Annotated in this window: 21 protein-coding genes; 15 read left to right on the top strand and 6 right to left on the bottom strand. The window is 58.7% G+C overall.

The window, feature by feature from the left end:
- Nucleotides 1-202 precede the first annotated feature (202 nt).
- The 6 genes from ACFQUU_RS10435 (at nucleotide 203) to ACFQUU_RS10410 (ending at nucleotide 4,994) form a co-directional block, all read left to right on the top strand.
- Nucleotides 203-520, top strand: a complete 318-nt coding sequence (locus ACFQUU_RS10435; protein WP_382246570.1) for a hypothetical protein — start codon at nucleotides 203-205, stop codon at nucleotides 518-520.
- Entirely contained in the window at nucleotides 490-1,713 is a 1,224-nt protein-coding gene (locus tag ACFQUU_RS10430; RefSeq protein ID WP_382246567.1) for a hypothetical protein, read from the top strand. Before ACFQUU_RS10435 ends, ACFQUU_RS10430 begins: the two co-directional genes overlap by 31 nt.
- 162 nt (nucleotides 1,714-1,875) lie before the next feature.
- Nucleotides 1,876-2,268: an Hpt domain-containing protein gene (locus tag ACFQUU_RS10425; protein ID WP_382246564.1), complete on the top strand. Its 393-nt coding sequence runs from the start codon at nucleotides 1,876-1,878 to the stop codon at nucleotides 2,266-2,268.
- Nucleotides 2,269-2,379: 111 nt separating this feature from the next.
- Entirely contained in the window at nucleotides 2,380-3,600 is a 1,221-nt protein-coding gene (locus ACFQUU_RS10420) for an MFS transporter (RefSeq protein ID WP_382246561.1), read from the top strand.
- Between the two features lie 51 nt (nucleotides 3,601-3,651).
- Complete coding sequence (locus tag ACFQUU_RS10415; RefSeq protein WP_382246558.1) at nucleotides 3,652-3,807, top strand: hypothetical protein; 156 nt, start codon at nucleotides 3,652-3,654, stop codon at nucleotides 3,805-3,807.
- Complete coding sequence (locus ACFQUU_RS10410; protein ID WP_382246555.1) at nucleotides 3,798-4,994, top strand: pyridoxal phosphate-dependent aminotransferase; 1,197 nt, start codon at nucleotides 3,798-3,800, stop codon at nucleotides 4,992-4,994. The genes ACFQUU_RS10415 and ACFQUU_RS10410 overlap by 10 nt, the downstream gene beginning before the upstream one ends.
- Before the next feature lie 6 nt (nucleotides 4,995-5,000).
- Here ACFQUU_RS10410 and ACFQUU_RS10405 read toward each other — a convergent pair whose 3' ends face one another.
- Both ACFQUU_RS10405 and ACFQUU_RS10400 read right to left on the bottom strand, forming a co-directional pair.
- Nucleotides 5,001-7,283 (bottom strand): ATP-binding protein, encoded by a 2,283-nt coding sequence (locus tag ACFQUU_RS10405; RefSeq protein WP_382246552.1) that lies wholly within the window; start codon nucleotides 7,281-7,283, stop codon nucleotides 5,001-5,003.
- A 173-nt stretch (nucleotides 7,284-7,456) separates the two neighbouring features.
- Complete coding sequence (locus ACFQUU_RS10400; RefSeq protein ID WP_382246549.1) at nucleotides 7,457-8,188, bottom strand: SDR family oxidoreductase; 732 nt, start codon at nucleotides 8,186-8,188, stop codon at nucleotides 7,457-7,459.
- A 158-nt stretch (nucleotides 8,189-8,346) separates the two neighbouring features.
- Here ACFQUU_RS10400 and ACFQUU_RS10395 point away from each other — a divergent pair, with 158 nt between their 5' ends.
- The 4 genes from ACFQUU_RS10395 (at nucleotide 8,347) to ACFQUU_RS10380 (ending at nucleotide 10,715) form a co-directional block, all read left to right on the top strand.
- Entirely contained in the window at nucleotides 8,347-8,562 is a 216-nt protein-coding gene (locus ACFQUU_RS10395; RefSeq protein ID WP_382246546.1) for a DUF3717 domain-containing protein, read from the top strand.
- Nucleotides 8,563-8,672: 110 nt separating this feature from the next.
- Nucleotides 8,673-9,119 carry a hypothetical protein gene (locus ACFQUU_RS10390; RefSeq protein ID WP_382246543.1) on the top strand — a complete coding sequence of 149 codons (447 nt, stop codon included), beginning with the start codon at nucleotides 8,673-8,675 and terminating at the stop codon, nucleotides 9,117-9,119.
- A 124-nt stretch (nucleotides 9,120-9,243) separates the two neighbouring features.
- Nucleotides 9,244-9,819 carry a hypothetical protein gene (locus ACFQUU_RS10385; protein ID WP_382246540.1) on the top strand — a complete coding sequence of 192 codons (576 nt, stop codon included), beginning with the start codon at nucleotides 9,244-9,246 and terminating at the stop codon, nucleotides 9,817-9,819.
- A complete protein-coding gene (locus ACFQUU_RS10380; protein ID WP_382246537.1) occupies nucleotides 9,816-10,715 on the top strand; it encodes a sigma-70 family RNA polymerase sigma factor in 900 nt (299 codons plus the stop codon). Before ACFQUU_RS10385 ends, ACFQUU_RS10380 begins: the two co-directional genes overlap by 4 nt.
- A gap of 23 nt (nucleotides 10,716-10,738) precedes the next feature.
- On the opposite strand, the gene ACFQUU_RS10375 is transcribed toward ACFQUU_RS10380, so the two are convergent.
- Nucleotides 10,739-12,238, bottom strand: coding sequence for a DUF4080 domain-containing protein (locus tag ACFQUU_RS10375; protein ID WP_382246534.1), 1,500 nt, complete (start codon nucleotides 12,236-12,238; stop codon nucleotides 10,739-10,741).
- Nucleotides 12,239-12,876: 638 nt separating this feature from the next.
- Nucleotides 12,877-14,553 carry a long-chain fatty acid--CoA ligase gene (locus tag ACFQUU_RS10370; RefSeq protein WP_382246531.1) on the bottom strand — a complete coding sequence of 559 codons (1,677 nt, stop codon included), beginning with the start codon at nucleotides 14,551-14,553 and terminating at the stop codon, nucleotides 12,877-12,879.
- A 188-nt stretch (nucleotides 14,554-14,741) separates the two neighbouring features.
- Between ACFQUU_RS10370 and gstA the strand changes: the two genes are divergently transcribed.
- Nucleotides 14,742-15,353 carry a glutathione transferase GstA gene (gstA, locus tag ACFQUU_RS10365; protein WP_382246528.1) on the top strand — a complete coding sequence of 204 codons (612 nt, stop codon included), beginning with the start codon at nucleotides 14,742-14,744 and terminating at the stop codon, nucleotides 15,351-15,353.
- Between the two features lie 94 nt (nucleotides 15,354-15,447).
- The gene (locus ACFQUU_RS10360; protein ID WP_382246525.1) at nucleotides 15,448-16,617 is read left to right on the top strand and encodes a patatin-like phospholipase family protein; all 1,170 of its coding nucleotides are present in this window, start codon (nucleotides 15,448-15,450) and stop codon (nucleotides 16,615-16,617) included.
- Nucleotides 16,618-16,660: 43 nt separating this feature from the next.
- On the opposite strand, the gene ACFQUU_RS10355 is transcribed toward ACFQUU_RS10360, so the two are convergent.
- Complete coding sequence (locus ACFQUU_RS10355) at nucleotides 16,661-17,575, bottom strand: LysR family transcriptional regulator (protein WP_382246522.1); 915 nt, start codon at nucleotides 17,573-17,575, stop codon at nucleotides 16,661-16,663.
- Between the two features lie 154 nt (nucleotides 17,576-17,729).
- On the opposite strand from ACFQUU_RS10355, the gene ACFQUU_RS10350 reads away from it, so the two are divergent.
- The 3 genes from ACFQUU_RS10350 (at nucleotide 17,730) to ACFQUU_RS10340 (ending at nucleotide 21,625) form a co-directional block, all read left to right on the top strand.
- Nucleotides 17,730-18,164, top strand: coding sequence for a DoxX family protein (locus ACFQUU_RS10350; RefSeq protein ID WP_382246519.1), 435 nt, complete (start codon nucleotides 17,730-17,732; stop codon nucleotides 18,162-18,164).
- 73 nt (nucleotides 18,165-18,237) lie between these two features.
- The gene (gene ygiD / locus ACFQUU_RS10345) at nucleotides 18,238-19,032 is read left to right on the top strand and encodes a 4,5-DOPA dioxygenase extradiol (protein WP_382246516.1); all 795 of its coding nucleotides are present in this window, start codon (nucleotides 18,238-18,240) and stop codon (nucleotides 19,030-19,032) included.
- Nucleotides 19,033-19,345: 313 nt separating this feature from the next.
- Nucleotides 19,346-21,625 carry an EAL domain-containing protein gene (locus tag ACFQUU_RS10340; protein ID WP_382246513.1) on the top strand — a complete coding sequence of 760 codons (2,280 nt, stop codon included), beginning with the start codon at nucleotides 19,346-19,348 and terminating at the stop codon, nucleotides 21,623-21,625.
- Nucleotides 21,626-21,638: 13 nt separating this feature from the next.
- Here the strand turns inward: ACFQUU_RS10340 and cysE are convergent, their stop codons facing one another.
- On the bottom strand, nucleotides 21,639-22,490 hold the full coding sequence (gene cysE, locus ACFQUU_RS10335) for a serine O-acetyltransferase (protein WP_382246511.1): 852 nt from the start codon (nucleotides 22,488-22,490) through the stop codon (nucleotides 21,639-21,641).
- Between the last annotated feature and the right edge of the window lie 58 nt (nucleotides 22,491-22,548).

Here is a 22,548-nt window from a genome sequence, read left to right as displayed (position 1 = left end):
GATCTGGCGACAACCGTATCTGGCCAGACCGTAACACAGCACAACGAATGAAAGGCTTTCAATGATTTCCTTATCCAAGGACATGCAACAGCATGGCGCCGCGATGGCGTTGACACTACAGGGAGCAACCGTATGAAATTGACGCGTCTTGATATCAAGCCGATTTGCCTTGCACTGATTACTGCAGGCGTATTGAGCGCCTGTGGCGGCGGTGGTGGCGGTGACACCGTTGCACCGAGTACGGGCACTGGTAGCACAGACACTGGTGGTACAGGTACTGGTGGTACAGGCACTGGCGGTACAGGTACTGGCGGTACAGGCACTGGCGGTACAGGCACTGGCGGTACAGGTACTGGCGGTACAGGTACTGGCGGTACAGGTACTGGCGGTACAGGTACTGGTGGTACAGGCACTGGTGGCACCGGCGGTGCAACCTCGACCACCATGTCGTGCCCCGAAGGCGCTGGCTTTCAGTGCAGCGGAAGCACGGTGCTTGCAAGAGAAAACGGCATTATCCTGACCAATTCCGGCGTTCAGGCATACGGCACGTCGACCAGCGATCTTGCCAATCCCATTGTGATCAAGACAGGCGCATTTGGCTTCGCATTACCAACCAGCGAGGCAGCTAACGGCGTCGCCGAAGTACGGGTTGCAAAGGATCCGACAACAGGCAGGATTTCTTCGCGGGCGCTCATTCTGCGAAACCTGGGTTTGACATGGGACAGCGTAAAGGATCGTCCGCCTATTCTTGAAACGTTTAATCCAACGGCGGGAACTACCAGGCTGGACGAGGCCGGCCGTATTGTTGTTGCCGGTGCCCTGCCCAGCCCGTCGGACCTGAACTATTACGACTTTGGCACAAAGGGTGCATTGGGAACGCAAGAAAACTATGCCAACAACCGCTACTTCCCACGCAGCGCACCGTCGCGATGCGCTCCGGAAGTGCCACCGGCCAACTGCGCCACAACCGAAACCGTTGAGCCAGCGGGCCCACAAACTGGCGACTGGCGCACTGGTGGCATCCGGCCCGACGGGACTAGTTTTATTCGCGTTCATGAAGATGGTGATGTCCACGCTGGCAACGGCCCGAACGGCACCATTCTGGAAGGTGGCAATGGCATCGGCGTTCCCTTCCCCGGTTCGAAGGGCTACCGCAGCTTCGACAACTACAGTTTCCAATACGCCAACCTGAGTACCTGGCTGACGCAGGATACGGTGTGGATCGAGGAATGGGCAAAGCGTGGCAACGAACACAACAAGAACCGTCGCGGCGTGATTACCTATGGCGATGTGACGAATCCAGCTACCGTCCCAACTACTGGCACGGCGACCTATTCGGGCTTCGCTTATGGCTACTATGCTGCTAACCGCACAGGAGACCCATCGGTGTTCCGCGGCAATGCCACGATGACCGTCAACTTCGCCACCCGCGCAGTGACGATTACCGTTCAGAACGCCACTACGGAGGACTCCGCAGGAGCACCGGTGCCGGTCAACTTCACGACCGTCACAACAATGGGTGCAGCCGGAAGCAACCTGACCAACTTCCTTTCCGGCGCGGTGAGCAGTGGCGCACTATCCGGACAGCTTGGTGGACGCTACTTCGGCCCGCTGTCTGGCAATGCGCCAGTCGAAATCGGTGGTACGTTCCAGATGTCCAACGCAGGCAGCGGCCAGACCGTCATCGGTGGATTCATGGGCCGCAAACAGTAAATCGACAAATTTGCTGCAGGGCTAAGCCGCAAGGATGTTCTTCCTTGCGGCTTATTATTTTTCCAATACAAATCTTTCCCAATGCAATTAAACGAATCCGGAATGGCGCGTGTAAGCGTGTAACATACGATTCCAATCAATCGCACCGATCGTGTTCACGCCGTGTCAAGTCCGCAAGCGCTCGCCGTATTTAATCCCGAAGAACTGATTTCCCTGATCGCTGCTGATGCTGCCTACCGGGAAATCGTCCTTAGCCTTCTCACCACCATTGTCGAGAATGGCACGCAGCCATTGGACGAGTCGTGGCAGGCCTGGCGTGACGGCCGCACAGCGGATGCCACCCGGCTCTTGCACAAGGCCCGCGGTTCGCTTGGATCGTTTGGACTTAAACGTTTTTCCGCAATTGCGCTGGAACTGGAACTGATGCTGAGCCGCGATCCGGGCATGGTTACCCAGTTGTTCACCGACACTCGGGAAGAGTTGCAAGCCGCAATCGACGCTATCCGCGGCTGGCTCAATGCGCAATCGCAGCCGACACCGGTGGCGGAGGGCTAGGGCGGGTTTCATATATTGGCCTGCCCGCAACAGGCCCGGTGAAACCGGCAGGCCACATGTTTTTTTGCTTTGCGATAAACTCGATTCCCCTCCTTGTACCGAGAAATCGCCATGCTGACCGCTAGCCGCCCGCCCCAACTGAAGACTGTGCTCATCGCCGCCGGCGCGGTGTTGACGCTTGCCATGGGCGTGCGCCACGGCTTCGGCTTCTGGCTGCAACCCATTTCGCAAGCCTACGGCTGGACGCGCGAAACCTTTTCACTGGCGATGGCCTTGCAAAACCTGATGTGGGGCGCGTTCGCACCGTTCGCCGGGATGGCCGCCGACCGTTTCGGCACGGCACGCGTGGTGATCGTCGGCGCCCTCTGTTATGCCGGCGGCCTGTTATGGATGGCCACGGTGGCGCAACCCACGCTGTTTGTGATCGGCTCAGGCGTACTGATCGGCGCCGCGCTTGCCTGTACTGCCTTTGGCGCAGTCAGCGGCATCATTGGCCGTACCGCACCTGAACACAGGCGCTCCTGGGCCTTCGGTATTTCGTCGGCCGCCAGTTCCTTCGGCCAGTTTGTGATGATGCCGGTCGAACAACAGATGATTTCCATTACCGGCTGGCAAACCGCGTTTTACCTGCTGGCCGCGCTGGTGGCGCTGGTCATGTTGCCGATGGCATTTGGCCTGCGTGAAATGCCGGTGCAAAAAGCCGGTGGCAGCGAACAGAGCATCCTGGAAGCCACGCGCGAAGCATTCGCCTACCGCCCTTTCCTGCTGCTGGTCGCAGGCTATTTCGTGTGCGGCTTCCAGGTGGTGTTCATCGGCGTGCACATGCCTTCCTACCTGAAAGACAAGGGCATCATGGATCCCGGCGTGGCTGTCATGGCGCTGGCGCTGATCGGCCTGTTCAATATCTTCGGCTCTTACTACGCGGGCAAACTCGGCGGCATGCTGCCAAAACGCTATCTGCTGTCTTCCATCTACATTACCCGCGCAGTCGTGATTTCCCTGTTCCTGCTGGCACCGTTAACCAACTGGTCGGTCTATGTGTTCGCCTGCGCAATGGGCTTGCTGTGGCTGTCGACCGTGCCGCTCACCAATGGCGTGATCGCCGGCATTTTCGGTGTCAAATACCTGTCGATGCTATCCGGCTTCGTGTTCTTTTCCCATCAGGTTGGCAGTTTCCTGGGGGTGTGGCTGGGCGGTTTTCTGTTCACCCGCGACGGCAACTACAATACCGTATGGGGCATCACGATTGCGCTCGGCATCTTTGCCGCGCTGATCAACCTGCCTATCAATGAAAAGGCGATTGTCCGGCAGCCACAGCCTGCGCTCGCCTGAAACCAGTATCCGCGAATCCGTGAGGGCGCCGTGAGCAATAGCGTTAACAGCATGCAAAACAGTAATAGCAACAACACGCTTCGCAAGCGTGTCATCCAGTTGCTCCTCGGTGCCCTTGGTGCCTCCGTGCTAGCGCTTGCGTTTGTCGCTTACCTGCGTCCTTCCTTCGTTGTCGACCTTGCCAACCGTATCGTCCTATGCTTTTGAATCGCACTACTCCGCCCGCTGCGCGTTCCGCCGTGCAGGCTCTGGGCGCATCGCGCATCCGTGAAGTCGCCAACGCCGGCATCGGCCTGTCCGATGTGCTTCCGTTCTGGTTCGGCGAACCGGACCAGGAAACGCCGGCGTTCATTCGGGATGCGGCAAAGGCATCACTGGACGCGGGCGATACGTTCTATACCCACAACTTCGGCATCCCGCCGCTGCGCGAAGCGATTGCAGCTTATGTGTCGCGGCTGCACAAGCCGACCGATATGAGTCGCGTCGCAGTGACATCGTCGGGCGTATCGGCATTGATGCTGTTGTCACAGCTGATTATCCAGCCTGGCGACCGTGTGGTAGCGGTGACGCCGCTGTGGCCGAACCTCGTCGAAATTCCGAAAATCCTCGGCGCGGAAGTAGTCAAGGTACCGCTGCGCTTTGGCCAGACCTGGGAACTGGATGTCCAGCAATTGCTGGATGCGCTGACGCCCGGCACGCGCGCCGTGCTGATCAACTCGCCGAACAATCCGACTGGCTGGGTCATTAGCCGCGAGCAGCAGGAAATCATCCTCGCGCATTGCCGGCAGCATGGCATCTGGATCCTGTCTGATGACGTGTATGAGCGACTGGTCTACGATATAGAACCCGGCGAACCGGGAACCCGTTCCTGCGCGCCGTCCTTCCTGGATCTGGCTGACGAGCAGGACCGGCTGGTATCGGCCAACAGCTTTTCAAAATCCTGGCTGATGACCGGCTGGCGACTTGGCTGGGTCGTGGCACCGCAGCCGTTGATGGCTGATCTGGGCAAGCTGATTGAATACAACACGTCCTGTGCACCGGGATTCGTGCAACGCGGCGGCATTGTCGCGGTGGAACGCGGCGAAGAAATCATCGCGCATACCGTCGAGCGCTATCACGCGGCGCGCGACTTCCTGTACACCCGGCTCAATGCGATGCGAGGCATTACCGCACCCAAGTCCAAGGGCGCGATGTACCTGTTTTTCCGGGTCGATGGCGTCGACGATACGCTGGCGTTGTGCAAACGTCTCGTGACTGAGGCGCGGGTGGGACTGGCGCCAGGCAGCGCTTTCGGACCGGAAGGCGAAGGCTATATCCGCTGGTGCTTCGCCAGTTCGCTTGACCGGCTGGAGGAAGGCTGCCAGCGACTCGAACAATTCATGGCGAAGCAGTAAGACGCGTTATGGGTTGGGATTGAGGTTGGGATTGGAATTAGGCAACGTGAAATAAAACCGCGTTCCCACACCGACCTCGCTCTCCGCCCAGATTCTTCCGTTGTGCTGTTCAATAATGGCTTTGGCAATGGACAAACCCAGCCCTGTACCCAGCCGCCTGGTCAGTTCCGCTTGCCAGAAACGATCAAAAATCTTTTCCAGGTTTTGCGCCGGAATACCTTCACCGGTATCCGAAACGCAAAAAGTCACACTCTTGTCACATCCTTCAATCGACACCGTGACCTGGCCGCCGGCGGCGGTAAATTTCAGTGCATTGCCGATCAGGTTGTCGAGCACCTGGAAGATCCGGCTCTTTTCGCAATAAGCCGTGCAGCCGGTTTGCTGCACATTGACTGACAAGCTGATCCCTTTTGCGGCGGCGAGCGGTAGCGAAAAATCGACCGCTTCCCTGACCAGTTGTTCAGCGTCTTCGTCGTGCAAGACCAGGTCCAGCGTTCCCGCTTCGATCTTGGCCATGTCGAGGATGTTGGAGATCAGATTTTCCATCGCGCTCGCCGCACGGACGCCACGTTCGATGGTTCTTTGCGCGGCAGGCTCCAGGTCCGTCTTGAACTGCTGCAAGAAGTCGAATCCCATCTTGGTAATGCTTAATGGCGTACGCAGGTCATGGGAAACAACCATCACCATTTCCTCCTTTTCACGCGTCAGCTGTTCCGCTCTTTTGCGTGCCGCCTGTTCCTTTCTGAACTCGCGACGCAAGGCCTGCGCAAGCACATCCATGCGCAGGTTGTTGGCCGCCTGGATTTCAGCTTGGACCCATGGCAAGGACTTGCCCCGTACTTCCTGCTTCCAGGACTGGAAGGATTCACGCGGATGCAGTGTGGTTTGCTGTGCAGTCTCCCTTACCGCCTTGGCCGGTTCTCCGGCCCAGGTAATGAAGGTTTCGATCTCGGGACGGAACAACAGAATGTAATTTCTTTGCGACGGCGCAATCGAAATCGCCAGCAAACCGCTGGCCACATCTTTGTAGGCCGCCGCTGGTGGATGGACGGTTGGCAGGCTGTTTGTCTGGAAGATAGGCTTGTCGGCATGCGTCTCGATCAGCCAGGACACGATGCCTTCGATGTCCGCCACCGCAGGCGTCTTTCCGGACACGACCCATTCGCCGCCATCAGCGATTGCCGCTCCCTGGGCGGCAACAAGTTCCACGATGCCGGGTGCATGCTGTACCAGGGCCTGAGCAAGGTTCTCCTGTTTTTCCATATGCCGCAGCAAGGCCATGCGGACCCATTCCAGCTGTACCCGGTAATCGAGTTCACCGAGGTCGGTCTTGGTCCGGATATGCGATGACACATGCTGGCCGATGAGTTGTGCGGCAAGGCGCGTATCGGAATCGACCAGCAAGGGATGCGCATGATGGCAGGCGATCAAGCCCCACAACTGCCCGTCATTGATCAGCGACACTGTCAGGCTTGCCCGCACCTGCATGTTTGCCAGGTATTCGAGGTGGATCGGCGAGACGCTGCGCAACTGTGCCTTGCCGAGATCCAGTGGCGCGCCCGTCGCGGGATGCCGGCCGGGATAGATCTTTGATGGCGTATAGCTGATATCGGGGATCATGCGTAGCCAGTTTTGCAGGAACACCGCGCGTGCCTGCGCTGGAATATCGGAGGCGGGGAAATGGTGTCCCAGATAGGAAGCGACTTGTTTGCTGCGTGCTTCCGCAATCACTTCGCCATGCCAGTCTTCATCAAAACGGTAGATCATCACGCGGTCGAAACCGGTGATGACGCGCACCTGTTCCGCAGCGGTACGGCAAAGCTCCTCCAGGCTGCCGGCACGCTGGAGCGCCTGGATCGCATCGCGTAATTGCAGGTGGAAGGATAACGGCGACGCATTGGTCCGCTCACTGCTTACCGGTTCGATTTCGAGATACTGGATGCCGAAATATTCATGCACAAACAACTCCCAGTCATTCCCATTTTCATGGCTGAATGCAAGCTTCAGCCGCAAGGGACTTTGTTCCTTCAGGCGTGGATGGCGCAGATATTCCCTGACTGCTGCAACCGCTGACGGCGATACAAAATCTGTAAAGCTGCGGCCGAGCAGGTCCGGAGCCGCGATGCCCCATAGGGAAGCGACGTTCTCACTACTGTTGCTGATGGCAAGCTTATCCGGGTCTATCGTCAACAATATGCCGAAAGGCTGTATGGCGCCGGGGATATGTATCGGCTCGCTCTCGCATGCGAGAAGAGAAAGATCGGCGGGTTGTTTGTCTGCAGAATTCATTACTGCGCTTTTCCTTTTCTTGCTGACGCCGCGGGGTTGAAGGCAGGTGGCGATGAGAGTAGTCGGAGCGATAGGTCGGCAAGACGATATTTTCAGCGAGGTCAGACAATATCCAACCCGCTTGGTTTAGCGTGAATCCCAGCCCGGGATTCGAGAGCACAGTTAACCTGTGTTTACACCGAGCGGGTAATGCCACCGTCAACCCGCAGATTCTGGCCAGTAATATATCCCGCGTCGGTCGACAATAAGAAGGCGACGGTTTTGGCGATTTCTTCCTTGCCGGCCTGGCGTCCCATTGGAATTTGGGCGATCGTCGCCTCGTCCTGAGCGATGGAATCGACATAGCCGGGCAAGACATTGTTGATGCGGATATTCAACTTTGCCACCTCGTCCGCATAGATCTTGGTGTAGCTTGCAAGTGCGGCGCGCAATGTTGCGGAAATCGGAAAGCGCGCCGACGGTTCGAATGCGGCAAAGGTGGAAATATTGACGATCGCACCGCCGCCCTGTGCCTGCATGACCGGCGTAACAAGGCGGGTCATCCTCACGACATTGAGCAAGAGCAAGTCAAGTCCGGCATGCCAGTCGGCATCGGCCAGTTCCAGCAAGGGGCCTTTTTTCGGATGGCCGGTGTTGTTGACGACCGCATCGATTCGCCCGTGCTTTTCTATCGCCAGTCCGACCAGGTTTTGCAGGTCATCGGCATTGTCGCTTGATCCTTGCATCGCAATGCCACCCAGTTCAGCAGCGAGTGCATGGATCTCTTCCGACCGTGACATCAGGACAACGTCGTACCCGCGCGCGGCGAGTTCTCGGGCGCATGCCGCACCCATGCCGCGAGACGCCGCGGTGATGATGGCGCTCTTGCCTGTAACGGTCTTGCTTTGCTCTATTACTGGTGTCATCTCTGGCCTTTATGTTTATCCGGTGCAGGGTGCCGGCAATGTTATCGGTGCCGGCGAACAGGGCTTTGATGATAACAAGGGAATAAGAAACCGAGAGTGCTTGGCCGGTCTATTCCTGCACCGACTGTGCCAGGTGTTTAGTGTTTTACAATAGCCGCATGGACATTACTCTTCCCGAACTCGAACAAGCGATCAATTACTGGCGCACGCTGCGCCCTTCCAGCGGCGAGGAACGCGCCTTGTCGCCCGAAGTCAACGCGCTGGCTACCGTGTATGCGCTCATGATTTTCCACAAAACCAGATCGTTACCCTTGTCCGATCTGGACCAGAACGCGCGCCAGTTACTGGAGGAATGGCGAACCGGCGCCACTTGAATACGAATACGCGCTTTCCCTGATGCAATGTATGCCGGCATCGTCACCGGCATGTCACAAGTCCGCCCGCTGCCTCGTCTTGTCTGTACCAGCTTGAAAACGAGGCTTCCATGTCAACCCGTACCATCGCCTGTCTGCTGCTCGCACTGATCCTTGCCGGCAATGGCGCCGCGATGCTGTTCGTGCCGCCGCTATGGTATCAACTGATTCCGGGTGTCACCGGCACCGGCCCGCTGAACGTGCACTTTGTCCGCGACATCGGCTGCGCCTACCTGTGCGCCGGCGCGGCATTTGCCTGGTTCTCGCGTGACTCGCGCGCCTGGCCTGCGGCGTTGACGGGTAGCGCGTTTCTGCTGCTACATGCCCTGGTGCACGTCGGCGAAGCCGTGACCGGCACCTTCAGCATGTCCCATTTCCTGCGCGATCTGCCCGGCGTGTTCCTGTTGCCGTTGGCGGCGGTCTGGCTTGCATGGCCGGTGCGGCAGGTTTATTCAGTCGATGTCCACCCGCGGGCCGAGGTGAACATCGTGCCGGCCAGTCCATGCGAAAAGAATTGACCGCCCATGGATAAGGTAGGATAAATATTCCGCGCCCGTCAGTGTCACAACCGACATGAGATGCAATACCGGATGTTATCCGGAGTGCCGGCAAGGCTTTCATCAGGCCATCAGGAGAACTGCAATGCTGCAATGGATAGCACACCGCCAGCTCGCCGCTTTTGAGCGGGCTTATGATTACGACGCCAGCTACATTCATGACATGATGGACATCAGCTGGCCGGCTGCCCGGCGCTTCATTCCGGTAATGAAGATGTCGAGCTTTCGCCAGGATGTCCCGGCCGCGGTCTGGTATGCGGCGAAGATTATCGCCACCATGGCCGAAGATTGCGGACCGTGCGCGCAATTGTCGGTAAGCATGGCCGAGCGCGAAGGTGTCAGCGCCGAGGTCCTGCGCGGCATTATCAGCGGTGACGAAACCGCCATGGGTGAGGATGCAGCGCTGGTTGCACGCTTCACGCGTGCGGTGCTCGCACATGATCTTGCCGCCGACGCCTTGCGCGAGCAGATTGCCGCTCGCTGGGGAAAACGCGCTGTAGTCACTCTGGCCATGGCAATCACTTCGGCCCGGCTCTATCCCACGATGAAATATGCACTCGGCCACGGCCAGGCATGTGCACGGCTACGCGTCGGCTGCGTGGAGACGCATCTCCGGGACCACCTCGAACCGACGACCGCCGCGTCGGCAACACCGGCATGAGCGCGACCGTCACACAGCAGGACGTGCTCGAGTTCGAGTCGCACCGGCGGCATTTGCGGGCGCTCGCCTATCGCATGCTCGGCACCCGCGCCGAGGCCGAAGATGCAGTACAGGATGCGTGGCTGCGCTGGCAATCCACCGATCGCAAGCAGGTCGACAATCCGCGCGCCTTCCTGTCGCGCACCGTAACGCGGCTCTGCCTGGACCGGCTGAAATCGGCCCAGGCGCAACGCGAAGTCTATATCGGCGCGTGGCTGCCGGAACCGGTGGTCGACGACGATACGCCGTTCCAGCCCGGCCCCGAAGCAGCGCATGAACTGGCGCAGGATTTGTCGATTGCCTTCATGTTGACGCTGGAAAGGCTGTCGCCGCTGGAACGTGCGGCTTTCCTGCTGCATGACGTGTTCGACATGGACTTTGCCGAAGTCGCATCCGCCCTCGGCCGTACGGAAGCGGCCTGCCGCCAGCTGGCCTCACGGGCGCGCACCAACGTGCATGCCAACCGTCCTGCCTTCAAGGTCAGTCCCGCTGAAGGCACCCGGCTCGCCACGGCATTTGCCAATGCGATCCGCGACGGCGACATCGCTGCACTGGCACAGGTCCTGACGCAGGATGCGGTATTTGTATCGGATGGTGGCGGTCGCGTCACGGCGGTGCCGAAGCCGCTGCACGGCCGTGATCTGATTGCCAAGGTATTGATCGGCTTTACCCGCAACTACGATAAGACACGGTATGGCATGCGCCCGTCGCTGGTCAACGGCATGCCCGGCTTCATCGTCTACACGACAGAGGGCGTTCCGGTACAAACCATCGCGCTTGAAGGCGGTCCCGATGGCTTGATCAAGGCTATCTACATCACGCGCAACCCGGAAAAACTGCAGTCGGTCGTACCCTGAGATTCTGCCTTTAAAAAGTCAGATCAGGCCGCGAGATGCCGTGCCTGGCGCTGCGGGGCGGCGTCGACTTTGATCGCCTTGGCATCCGCTTTTGGCTTGGCCTTGTGCGCCTGTCCCGCATAGTCGCTGTCTACCAGCGCTGCCGCATCTTCGGCAGCCATGCCACGGCTGCACAGCCATTGCGTGACCAGCGCGGCGAGTTTGTCGAGTGCGATACGATGGGTTGCGTCGGTGTGTGCATACAGCCAGTCCGACAGCGCCATGAAATTGGCAAACGGTACATTGCCCAGAACCACCGGTAGCGTATTGGCAAAGCGCCCCGAATTGGCAACCAGGTCCCAGTAGCGCGCAAAGCGCACCAGCCGCTGCATGGTGGCGAAGTCGATGCGGTCGGTCGCGAGGATGGTGTAAGGCGGATACGGATCGAACACCATGCCATAGGCCTGGGTATGCCGGATGATGGGCGTGCCGCGCAGGCGCTTGAGGATGCCGAACTGGATCTCATGCGGCGCCAGCGCCACCAGCTGGTCGAAACCGCGCGCAAAACTGTCGAGGTCCTCCTCTGGCAAGCCGGCGATCAGGTCCACATGCAGGTGCGCATGCGAGTGTTCGCGCAGCCAGCGGATGTTGGCGGCGGACTTGTCATTATTTTGCTTGCGGCTGATGATGCCTTGGACTTCCGGATTGAAACTCTGGATACCGATTTCAAACTGCAGCGTCCCCGGTGGAAATTGCTGGATTGCTTCCTTCAATGCATCCGGCAAATGATCGGGCACGACTTCGAAATGCGCGAACACCGGATCGTCCGGATGCGCGGCCAGCTTGTCGAGGAAGAATTGCATGATCCTCAGGCTGGCCTTGATATTCAGGTTGAAAGTGCGATCGACGAATTTGAACAACCGCGCGCCGCGCGCATGCAGCGATTCGAGCTCGACAAGGAAGGCATCGAGGTCGAATGGCCACGCAGTCTTGTCGAGTGAAGACAGGCAGAATTCACATTTGAACGGACAACCGCGCGAAGCCTCGACGTAAAGCGTGCGATGGGCAATATCCTGGTCGGTATAGTCAGCATACGGCAGCTTGATCTCATCCAGTGGCGGTTGCACGCCAGCATGGATTTTCATCAGCGGTTTGGGGCCACGCAGGATTTGCCGGCACAGCGCAGGAAAAGTCACATCGCCCCAGCCAGTGACCAGGTAGTCGGCCAGTTGCACGATGTGCTGCTCCTGGGATTCATACGATACCTCTGGACCACCGAGCACGACCGTCACCTGCGGCGCCACGCGCTTGAGCAGCGCGACCACGCGTGTGGTTTCCTCGACATTCCAAATATACACGCCGAAGCCGATGATGCGTGGCTGGTGGGCGAGCAGGCGTTCGACGACGTCGGTGGTTTTTGCACCGATCACGAATTCCTGCAACTGTGTGGTTTCACGCAAATCGCCCATATTGGCAAGCAGGTAACGCAGGCCAAGCGAGGCGTGCGTATAGCGGGCGTTGAGGGTGGACAGCAGGATGGTCATGGGGAAACGGCGGATGGCTGAGGGGGTATTTTACGCCGGTCTGGCGAGGGGTGACGGCATTGGGCGGTGGTGCTGGTGGAATGACAAGTGTTGGGCGATTTGAATTTGTGCGGTTGAACCCATCCCCACCCTAGCCCTCCCCTTGAAAGGGAGGGAACGTTCTTGATGATGGAAGGCAGTAAGGATGGATTGCCGTCCTAAGAAGTGCCATCAGCAGAGAGCGCCCGCGGCGGCAATCAGCAATCAGCAATCAGCAATCAGCAATCAGCAATCAGCAATCAGCAATCAGCAATGCGATGCGCAGCGAGCGAGCCGAAGTTCCCTCCCATTCAAGGGGAGGGTTAGGGTGGGGATGGGTTTAAAGAATCCCCTGTGCAGACGCCAAAAGAGCGCAGGCCAAAACGGATAAAGAAGCGAAACCTGTCTGAGCCGCAGGCGAGTTTGTTTCGCTTCCCGTTTTGGCCCGCGCTCTTTTGGGTACCCGAAGGGCGGCGAACCGGGGTCGCCTTTCTTTGCCTCCTTTCTTTGGCGAAGCAAAGAAAGGAGGTGGCCCGCCGGGGCCAGTCCCGGCAAGCTCGTTCGAAGAACTAACAGTACTGAATCACCGAAGAAAAAAGAACGATAGAAAAGCCCAACCCCTACCCCTGCTTCTCCATCTCCTTCTCCTGCAAACTCCTCCACATCACCTTCCCCGTAGCCGACTTCGGCAACGCCTCCACAAACTCCACCACCTTCGGCACCTTATACGCCGCCATCTTCTCCTGCGCCCACTTGGTAATATCCTCCCCCGTCACCTCAACCCCGGGCCGCCTGACGATCACCGCCTTCACCGTCTCCCCGCGATACGCATCACGCGCCGCGATAATGCAGCACTCCTGCACCGCCGGATGCTGATACATCATCGACTCCACCTCCGCCGGCCACACCTTGAAGCCACTCGCATTAATCATCCGCTTCAGGCGATCGGTAAAGAAGAAATATCCCTCCTCGTCCATATACCCCAGATCACCCGAACGGAAGAACCGCTTCCCATCCAGCTCGGCAAACGCTTCCGCCGTCTTCTTCGGATCGTTCCAGTAGCCCTGGAACACCTGCGGTCCATGAATCCAGATCTCGCCTGTCTCGCCCTGCGGCACTTCCTTCAGCGTTACCGGATCGACGACCCGTGAATCCACATTCAGGTAAGGCACGCCCAGGCACTGTTGCTTCATATGATTCGGCGGATTCACATGCGAAGCCGCCATCGTCTCCGACAGCCCATAGCCTTCCATGTACTTCTGCCCGGTGAGGTCAAGCAGCTTCTGTGCAATCGCCGCCGGCATCGCCGCACCACCGCCCGACACCCGCTGCAAACGCGAGATGTCATATTCGGCCAGACGCGGATTCGACAGGAAGTCGATCATCATGGTCGGGATGAGTGTCCATGTCGTCACCTTGTAGCGCGTAATCAGCTGACCGGCCGCATCCCGGTCCCAGCGTGGCAACACCACAATCGCACCGCCGGTGTAAATCATGGCATTCATTACGGACTGCATGCCGGTCACATGGAAGAACGGCAGCACCGCCAGCGTGACATGATCCGGCGTCATCGGCCCCGACCAGGTCGGACTCGCCACCGCGTTGAACATCACCGAGCTGTGCGTATGCACACAACCCTTGGGCTTGCCGGTCGTGCCCGAGGTATAGGGCATGCAAGCGAGATCATCCGGCCCCGCTTCATGCGGCCGCAGGGCATGGCGCGCGGCGAGCGCTTCTTTCCACGACACGACACCTGGTGCAGCGGCCACACCGTAAGGCGCACGTACAAAATCCGGCACGTTGAGGTCGGTGGGCGAAATCAGGTAATCGGAATAAGCGGCAACGACTACTTGCGACAGGCTGCTATTGCCGACCAGCGGTGCAATGCGCGAAAAGATTTCCTGCGACACCAGCGCAGTTGTCGCACCGCTGTCGTCGACATAATGCTGCAACTCATCGGTCATCAGCATGGGATTGACCGGCACCACCATCGCATCCGCGCGCATGATGGCGTAATACGCGATGATGAACTGCGGGCTGTTCTGCATGTTCAGCAACACGCGATCGCCGCGCTTGACGCCGCAGACCTGCTGCAGGTAGCCGGCAAGCGCCAGCACTTCGTCATGCACTTGCGCATAGCTGAGCACGGTGTCGTAGAAGATGATGGCCGGCTTGTCGGGATAGCGCATCGCGGCTACCTGCAGGTTCACATAGACACTGGTCGCCGGGGTTGTGATCGCATGGGGCAGGCCCGTTGGCCAATGCGCGTAATGAGGGGCGTGGTGAGGGGCGTTCATTGTCTCCGTCTCGTTTTTATAATGGAAATTCATTATAGGGTGCACGACCTTCGTTTGCATACGTGGGATGCGCGAGGTCAGCAGCACGATTCTGCACTCTAGGCTACCATCAAGACTGTCAACGAGTTCACAATTTGATATGCATTAAACCCAACTCGTCCGCGCATCATTCCTCAAGGAGCAATTGCATGAAACTGTACTTTTCCCCTGGCGCCTGTTCGCTGTCGCCACATATCGTGCTGCAGGAACTCGGCATGCAATACGACACTGAAAAGGTCAATCTTGCAGACAAGAAAACCGCGAGCGGCGGCGACTACTTGCAGATCAACCCCAAGGGCTATGTGCCTGCACTGCAACTCGATAATGGTGAAGTGCTGACCGAAGGACCGGCGATCGTGCAATACCTTGCCGACCAGATGCCGGAAAAACAGTTGGTCCCCCAAGTGGGCACCATGGAGCGCTATCGCCTGATGGAGTGGCTGAACTTTATTTCGACTGAAGTACACAAAGCCTTCTCTCCGTTGTTCAAGCCGACCACGCCGGATGAAACGAAAAAAACCGCGCTGGATACGCTGGCAACACGTTTTGAATGGCTGGACAAGCAATTGCAGGGCCGCGATTACCTGACCGGTGCGCAATTCACGGTCGCCGACGCCTATCTGTTTACCGTGCTGGCCTGGGCACGGCACGTGAAGCTGGATCTTGCACGCTGGCCCGCCGTGCATGCCTTCTTCGAGCGCGTCGGCGCACGTCCCGCCGTTCGGGCCGCGATGGTCGCGGAAGGCCTGCGTAAGGCTTGAGCAACGTCTGGCTTGAGCAAGGCCTGAATAGACCTGAGTCGGCCATCTGCTGCGCACCGGTGTGGTGCGCAGCCATACCAGTAAGGAAAGCCATATGGCGACAACGATTGCCACAATCGGCGCCAGGCCGCGCATTGTGCTGGTGCTGCAGGGCGGCGGCGCGCTCGGCGCTTACCAGGCCGGCGTGTACCAGGCCTTGCACGAGCACGGTCTGACACCGGACTGGGTCGTCGGGACCTCGATCGGCGCTATCAATGCGGCACTGATTGCGGGGAATGAGCGCGCAAATCGCCTTACGCGCGTGCGACAGTTCTGGAACGAAGTGGCGCAAAACGACTTGCTCGATATGCGCAGCGTGCCGGATTCGGTACGCCATTTCAACACCATGCTGACCACCTGGAATGCGATGACGCAAGGCGTTCCGGGATTCTTTTTGCCGCGCTGGGGCAATCCCTTTGCCCTCGGCTGGCAGGTGCCGCCGGAGACCGCCAGCTTCTTCGATACCGGCCCCCTGCAAAATACACTGGCCCGCCTGGTCGATCTGGACTACCTCAACAGTCCGGAAGGCATTCGCCTGACTGTCAGCGCAATCCGTGTCAGCTGCGGCCTGCTCGACAATTTCGACACATCGCAGCAGCGGGTTGGCATCCCGCACATCATGGCAAGCGGCGCGTTGCCGCCGGGTTTTCCGCCGGTGCGCATCGATGGCGAACTGTACTGGGACGGCGGCTTGTATTCCAATACCCCGCTGGAGACCGTGCTTGCCGACGAGCCGCGCGTCGATACCGTGTGTTTCATGGTCGATCTGTGGAGTGCGGACGGACCGGAACCGAAGACACTGGAGCAGGTGCAGACGCGACAAAAGGATGTGATGTTCGCGTCGCGTTCGCAGCGCCATATCGACGCTTACCTGCGCGAACACAAATTGCGGCGCACTGTCCGCATGCTGCGCGCCAAGCTGCCGGACGGCGCACTCAGCACGGCCGAACAGCAGGAAATCGATGCGATCGGAGACGAGTCGACCATCCACATCGTGCAACTCGCCTATGCGGGCCGCGACTGGCAGATGGCGTCCAAGGACATCAATTTTTCGCGCGGCTCGATTGAATGGCGCTGGGATCAGGGCTATCAGGATGCCATGCGTGCCATCGAACATGGTGCCTGGCGTATCCGCGCGCCGGAAGGTGCCGGCGTGCTGGTGCATGAAGTCGGGCCGTCGGGGATTTGCGAAAGGAAGGAACCAGCGGCAAGATCGCGTGGATGAGAACTGCGTGTTGGTGCGTGACGGCTGCGACAATGCACGCCGCTTAAGCTGGCAGATTGCGTTCCCATTCGGGGTTCTCGCCAAATCGCTCCAGCAGGAAATCAACAAAGGTACGCACTTTGGCCGACAAGTGCCGCCGGCTCGGATAGACCGCATAAATCGGCAGCGACGCCATGTCATAGTCGGTCAGTAGCGGTACCAGCGTTTTGCTGCGCAACGCGTCGGCGACGATGAAGGAAGGCTGCACGATGATCCCCATGCCGGCAATTGCCGCTTCGCGCAACAAGTCGCCGTTGTTCGCATTGATCGTACCTTTGACCTTCGCTATATGCGTCTTGCCCTTGCGGCTGAAGTGCCATTCGCCGCGTGTCGCCTGATAGCTGTAGCTCAGGCAGGTATGGCTCGCCAGGTCTTCCGGCACACGCGGCGTACCCTGTTTTTTCAGGTAGGAAGGCGAGGCGCAGACCATGCTGCGTGCCGATGCGAATTGCCGTGCCACCAGTGCGGAGTCGCGTATGCGGCTGATGCGGATCGCCAGATCGAATCCTTCATCCACCAGGTCAACCATGCGGTCAGACAAGGTGATATCGAGCGCGACGTCGGGATAGCGCTGTCCGTACTCGCCCAATACCCGTCCCAGGTGATTGACGGCAAACGACACCGGTGCGCTGATACGCAGGGTACCGGTGGGTTTGGCGGCACTGCTGCCGGCCGCCAGTGTCGCTTCTTCCAGGTCCTGCAGTAGCTGCCTGCAACGTTCGAGATAATCGCTACCGGCTTCGGTCAGGCTCAGGCGGCGTGTGGTCCGGTTGAACAGGCGCGCATTCAGATATGCCTCAAGGTCGCCGATGTGGCGGGTAACCGACGGATTCGACATGTCGAGCGCACGCGCGGCTCCGGACAGACTGCCGATTTCCGCGACCTTGGCAAATACCTTCATCGATTGAAATAGATCCATTCCGCCTCCTGATTTCCCTATATTTCCGCATATCGGAATAATTATTTTCTCATAGCCGTATTTTTCAGGAAAATGAAAAAGCTTACAGTACGTCCATCGATGCAGCGGTGACAACAGGACATCGCAAAAATTACCCCTATTTGAAAGGACGATCATGAACAGCCAGCAACAATCCCTCTCGCTCTACGCGGCCAGCTTTCTCCGTATCACCTTGGGCATCGCCCTGCTGGCCCACGGTCTGCTGAAGGTTTTTGTCTTCACCATGCCTGGCACCGTCGGCTTTTTTGCCAGCCAGGGCTTTCCCGGCTGGATGGCCTATCCAGTTACCGCCATCGAATTGCTTGCCGGTGCCGCGATGATCGTCGGCTTCCATTCGCGCGTGGCGGCCGTGGTGTCGCTGCCGGTACTGTTGGGCGCACTATCGGTGCATATCGGCAACGGCTGGCTCTTCACCGCAAAGAATGGTGGCTGGGAATATCCTGCCTTTCTGGTAGCAAGCGCCGTCGTGGTGGCATTGCTGGGCGATGGTGCGCTAGCCCTTTCGAACATCGTACGTCGGCAAGCGTCTGACCGGTTGCAGACGGCCTGACGGGTATTCATTCGACGTGTCGGCCCGCTTTTTCAGCGTGGCCGGACAGCAAGAGATCAACGGAAGGAAGATCATGACCAACACTTCTCACATTCGCATGCCGGCCATCTTTTTCGGCCATGGCAGCCCGATGAATGCGCTCGACGACAATGCTTACACCAGGGCTTGGGAACAGATCGGACTCAACATGCCGCGCCCACGCGCCATCGTCGCGGTTTCCGCACATTGGTACACCAAAGGTACCGCAGTGACCGCGATGGAATATCCACCGACCATCCATGATTTCGGGGGCTTTCCGCAGGAATTGTTCGACATCCGGTATCCGGCGCCCGGCGACCCGGCACTGGCGCGGCGGATACAATCCTTGTTATCGCCTGTGCCGGTTCAGCTTGATACGGAATGGGGGCTGGATCACGGGACATGGTCGGTACTGGTAAAAGCGTTTCCGAAAGCCGACATACCGGTTGTTCAGCTCAGCATCGATGCTACGCAGCCAAATGCGTTCCATCTCGAACTCGGTCGCCGCCTGTCGGTCCTGCGCGACGAGGGCGTATTGCTGATGGCGAGCGGCGACGTGGTGCACAATCTGCGAACCATGCGGCGGGGAACGACGCAAGGCTACGACTGGGCCGAGCGTTTCAATACGCAGGTACGCGACGCATTGATGCAGGGCGACAACGATAAACTGGTCGACTACGCCGCTTGGGGAGACGATGCCGCCTTATCCGTTCCCACGCCGGAACATTTCCTGCCGCTCCTTTACATTGCCGGCGCGCGACGCGATGATGAAGACGTCAGCATTGCCGTCGATGGCATGGATCTCGGATCGGTCAGCATGTTGACAGCCGTCGTGGGGAAAGCGGCCTGAACTCCCCGTGCTGCGTTGCATCTAATGGCTGCGCCGGGCGTGGATGTGCCTCTCCGTGCGGCAAACGTCCCGTCTTGCTTTTCCGGTGACTGCACGGAGTCACGGAGTGCGGCGATATAGGTAGGCAGCAAGTGGCAGCAGCTCGGCTGCAGCATTGACGGATGCAAGTTTCACTCACCTTCCGCAACTACATGACCAGCTCATTGCATTCACCGAATAAGATTGCAGTTCCTGCTCCCCCACGGCGCATCCTATATACCAAGCAGACCACGCAAATCAATCACCGGAAGTTGTCTGCAATGGGGATCACTGCATGAATGTCCCGGAACCAGACGTCACCTCTGCCCATACCATTCTCATGGTCGACGACACGCCGGCCAATCTGGCCTTGCTTGCGCAGGTACTGGAAGAGCGTGGCGACCGCGTGCTGGTTGCGCAAGATGGCGAGGAAGCGCTGCGCCGCGTACAGTTCGTGCTGCCGGATCTGATCCTGCTCGATGTCATGATGCCTGGCATTGATGGCTTTACCACCTGCCGCCGGCTGAAGGAAAACGAAGACTTGCGCGATGTGCCCGTCATCTTCATGACCGCCCTGTCGGAAAGCGCGGATAAACTCGCCGGATTTACTGCAGGTGGCGTCGACTACATCACCAAGCCTTTCCAGCTCGACGAAGTGCTGGCACGCATCAATACCCACCTCGCTTTACGTGCGGCACAGCGCAAGCTTGCTGAACAGAACGATATGCTGCAGCGTGAAGTTGCATTGCGTCAGGAAATTGAAACCTATCTCCAACATGCCTACGACTTGCTCGAAGAAAGAGTCGCGTTACGCACCGGGGAACTGGCGCGTGCCAACGCACAACTGGTCGCCGAAATCGAAGAAAGACGACGCATCGAAGTGACATTGCGCCGCAATGAAGTCCGTATGCGGCGCCTGGTCGAAGCCAACATCATCGGCGTCTATTTTTGGGAAGCGGATGGCAGGATCGCCGAAGCCAATGACGCTTTTCTACGCCTGCTCGGCTATACCCAGGAAGAGGTACAAGCGGGAGAGGTACGATGGGATCAGCTATCCACGCCCGAGTACCAGGCGCAAACCGAACGCGGGCTGGCCGAATTGCGCGAGACGGGCCGCTTCACACCCTATGAAAAGGAATACCTGCGCAAGGATGGCACACGGGTACCGATCCTGATCGGCGGCGCAGTCATCAGTCGCCGTCAGAAGACGGGGGTTGCTTTTGTGCTCGACCTGAGCGAGCACAAGCGCGCCGAAGAACGTATCCGCTACATGGCGGATCATGACGGGCTGACAGGCTTGCCGAATCGTGCATTGCTGCGTGACCGCCTGCAGCAGGCGCTTGCGCACGGTGGACGCACGGAGACACAGGTCGCGGTCATGTTCATCGACCTCGATTACTTCAAGCATATCAACGATTCGCTCGGTCATGAGGTCGGCGACTGCCTGCTGCGCCATGTCGCCGAGCGCCTGCTGCATTGCGTGCGTCAAGGCGACAGCGTGGCACGCCTGGGCGGCGATGAATTCGTGCTGGCCCTGCCGCTGATAGGCGATTGCGGCGATGTGGCGATGGTCGCGCAAAAAGTACTCGACGCCCTCGATGCGCCATTTCACTGCGGTGACCATGAATTGCACATTTCCGGCAGTATCGGCATTAGCCTGTTCCCCGACGACGGCAAGGATGTCGAGACATTGATGCGTACCGCAGACACGGCGATGTATTATGCAAAAGAAAAAGGCCGGGCCAACTACCAGTTCTTCACACAAAGCCTGAACAAGGCGGCACAACGCCGCCATCAGTTAACGAACGCCCTGCGCCATGCTCTGGCGCGGGAAGAGTTCACCCTGTTTTACCAGCCACAGGTTGATCTGGAAACGGGCACCATTTTTTCTGCCGAAGCCTTGCTGCGCTGGAAGCGCAATGGCGATACACCGGTTGCCTGCAATGAATTCATCACCATCGCCGAAGAGACCGGACTGATTTTGCCCATTGGCGAATGGGTCTTGCGACAAGCTTGCGAGCAGCTCAAACGCTGGCATGAAAGCGGTTACACCGATCTGGTCATGGCAGTCAATCTGTCGCCACGCCAGTTCTTCCAGCCGAATTTTCAGGACATGATCATCGATGTGCTGAACGACACAGGAATTCCTGCCAACCGGCTTGACCTGGAAATCACGGAAGGCATCCTGATGCAGCGCACCGAAGACAACGTCGCAACCTTGAAGCGCTTGTCCGGCATGGGTATCAAGCTGTCGATCGACGATTTCGGCACCGGGTATTCAAGCCTCGCTTACCTGCAACGCTTTCCGGTGGATGCGCTCAAGATTGACCGCTCCTTTGTCAACGGCATCGGTCAGGATTCCAATGACACCGCACTGGTCACTGCCATCATTTCCATGGCCAACAGTCTGCGGCTCAAGGTGCTGGCGGAAGGGGTCGAAACCCTGGAACAGGTCGATTTCCTGCAGAGCCACGGCTGTCCGTCGGCGCAGGGCTATTACTACAGCAAACCCGTATCGGCTGAAGCCTTTACCGAACTGCTGGAACAGCAAAGCCGGCGCATGATTGTTGCGTGAGCAAACTAGTCACTCAAATTGTCTGGTCCATTTCCGCCGAAGGACAAGCCTGGTCGAGATGATGGCGAACCACGCGCGCCGGCACGCCGGCAACGGTGCAATGCGGCGGCACCGGACGCAGGACGACGCTGCCCGCAGCCACCTTGCTCATCGTACCGACTTCGATATTGCCCAGTATTTTTGCGCCCGCCCCAATCATCACGCCACTGCGGATCTTGGGATGACGGTCGCCATGCTCCTTGCCGGTGCCGCCCAGTGTGACGTTCTGCAGAATGGAGACATTGTCTTCGATGAGCGTCGTTTCGCCGATCACGATCCCGGTACCATGGTCGAACATTACCCCGCAACCGATACGCGCAGCGGGATGGATATCGACGGCAAATACCAGCGATGCCTGATTAGCAAGCGCGTGTGCCAGCGCCTGCCTGTGCTGCAGCCACAGCGCATGGGCGATGCGGTAAGTCTGCAAGGCCTGGAAACCCTTCAGGTTCAGCAGCACATGCAGATAATCACCGCAGGCGGGATCGCGGGTTCTCACCGCGAAGAGATCAGCCGCAATGCGCGCCGTCACCTCATTGTCGATAACATCGGAAAACAAGGCATGCAAGGCTTGCTCGTCCATATCGGCGCTGGCCAGCCGCCGCGCCAGTACTGCGGCCATGGCGCCGGCCAGCCCGGCATGGGCCAGCACCAATGCCTGCAGTCGTGGCTGCAGGAACGCTTCGTGCTGCGCCACCTCAACCGCAGCGGCATGGATGTCCTGCCAGATCATGGCAGCTGTTGGTGCATCGACTTGTTTTTCCTCAGCTTTCCCGGATGGAAACGGTACTACGGCTGTGGCTGGTCTGCTTTGTAATCTGCTCATCGGATTCCTTTGCGTTTTTCCTTTTGTTATCACAGTGGAAAAACAACATGGCCGCAGG

It is taken from the genome of Herbaspirillum sp. GCM10030257 (genome assembly GCF_042666555.1).
Taxonomy (GTDB): domain Bacteria; phylum Pseudomonadota; class Gammaproteobacteria; order Burkholderiales; family Burkholderiaceae_D; genus Noviherbaspirillum.
Note: the sequence above shows the minus strand (reverse complement) of the source record. Positions and strands in the feature narration are given on the sequence as shown.

Excerpts from the sequence above, each read along its gene's own strand:
- ygiD (WP_382246516.1), top strand. The coding sequence starts at position 18,238 with ATGACCAACACTTCTCACATTCGCATGCCGGCCATCTTTTTCGGCCAT.
- ACFQUU_RS10420 (WP_382246561.1), top strand. The coding sequence starts at position 2,380 with ATGCTGACCGCTAGCCGCCCGCCCCAACTGAAGACTGTGCTCATCGCC.
- ACFQUU_RS10390 (WP_382246543.1), top strand. The coding sequence starts at position 8,673 with ATGTCAACCCGTACCATCGCCTGTCTGCTGCTCGCACTGATCCTTGCC.
- ACFQUU_RS10415 (WP_382246558.1), top strand. The coding sequence starts at position 3,652 with ATGCAAAACAGTAATAGCAACAACACGCTTCGCAAGCGTGTCATCCAG.
- ACFQUU_RS10375 (WP_382246534.1), bottom strand. The coding sequence starts at position 12,238 with ATGACCATCCTGCTGTCCACCCTCAACGCCCGCTATACGCACGCCTCG.
- ACFQUU_RS10340 (WP_382246513.1), top strand. The coding sequence starts at position 19,346 with ATGAATGTCCCGGAACCAGACGTCACCTCTGCCCATACCATTCTCATG.
- ACFQUU_RS10385 (WP_382246540.1), top strand. The coding sequence starts at position 9,244 with ATGCTGCAATGGATAGCACACCGCCAGCTCGCCGCTTTTGAGCGGGCT.
- ACFQUU_RS10370 (WP_382246531.1), bottom strand. The coding sequence starts at position 14,553 with ATGAACGCCCCTCACCACGCCCCTCATTACGCGCATTGGCCAACGGGC.
- gstA (WP_382246528.1), top strand. The coding sequence starts at position 14,742 with ATGAAACTGTACTTTTCCCCTGGCGCCTGTTCGCTGTCGCCACATATC.
- ACFQUU_RS10380 (WP_382246537.1), top strand. The coding sequence starts at position 9,816 with ATGAGCGCGACCGTCACACAGCAGGACGTGCTCGAGTTCGAGTCGCAC.
- ACFQUU_RS10360 (WP_382246525.1), top strand. The coding sequence starts at position 15,448 with ATGGCGACAACGATTGCCACAATCGGCGCCAGGCCGCGCATTGTGCTG.
- ACFQUU_RS10355 (WP_382246522.1), bottom strand. The coding sequence starts at position 17,575 with ATGGATCTATTTCAATCGATGAAGGTATTTGCCAAGGTCGCGGAAATC.
- cysE (WP_382246511.1), bottom strand. The coding sequence starts at position 22,490 with ATGAGCAGATTACAAAGCAGACCAGCCACAGCCGTAGTACCGTTTCCA.
- ACFQUU_RS10405 (WP_382246552.1), bottom strand. The coding sequence starts at position 7,283 with ATGAATTCTGCAGACAAACAACCCGCCGATCTTTCTCTTCTCGCATGC.
- ACFQUU_RS10410 (WP_382246555.1), top strand. The coding sequence starts at position 3,798 with ATGCTTTTGAATCGCACTACTCCGCCCGCTGCGCGTTCCGCCGTGCAG.
- ACFQUU_RS10400 (WP_382246549.1), bottom strand. The coding sequence starts at position 8,188 with ATGACACCAGTAATAGAGCAAAGCAAGACCGTTACAGGCAAGAGCGCC.
- ACFQUU_RS10350 (WP_382246519.1), top strand. The coding sequence starts at position 17,730 with ATGAACAGCCAGCAACAATCCCTCTCGCTCTACGCGGCCAGCTTTCTC.
- ACFQUU_RS10395 (WP_382246546.1), top strand. The coding sequence starts at position 8,347 with ATGGACATTACTCTTCCCGAACTCGAACAAGCGATCAATTACTGGCGC.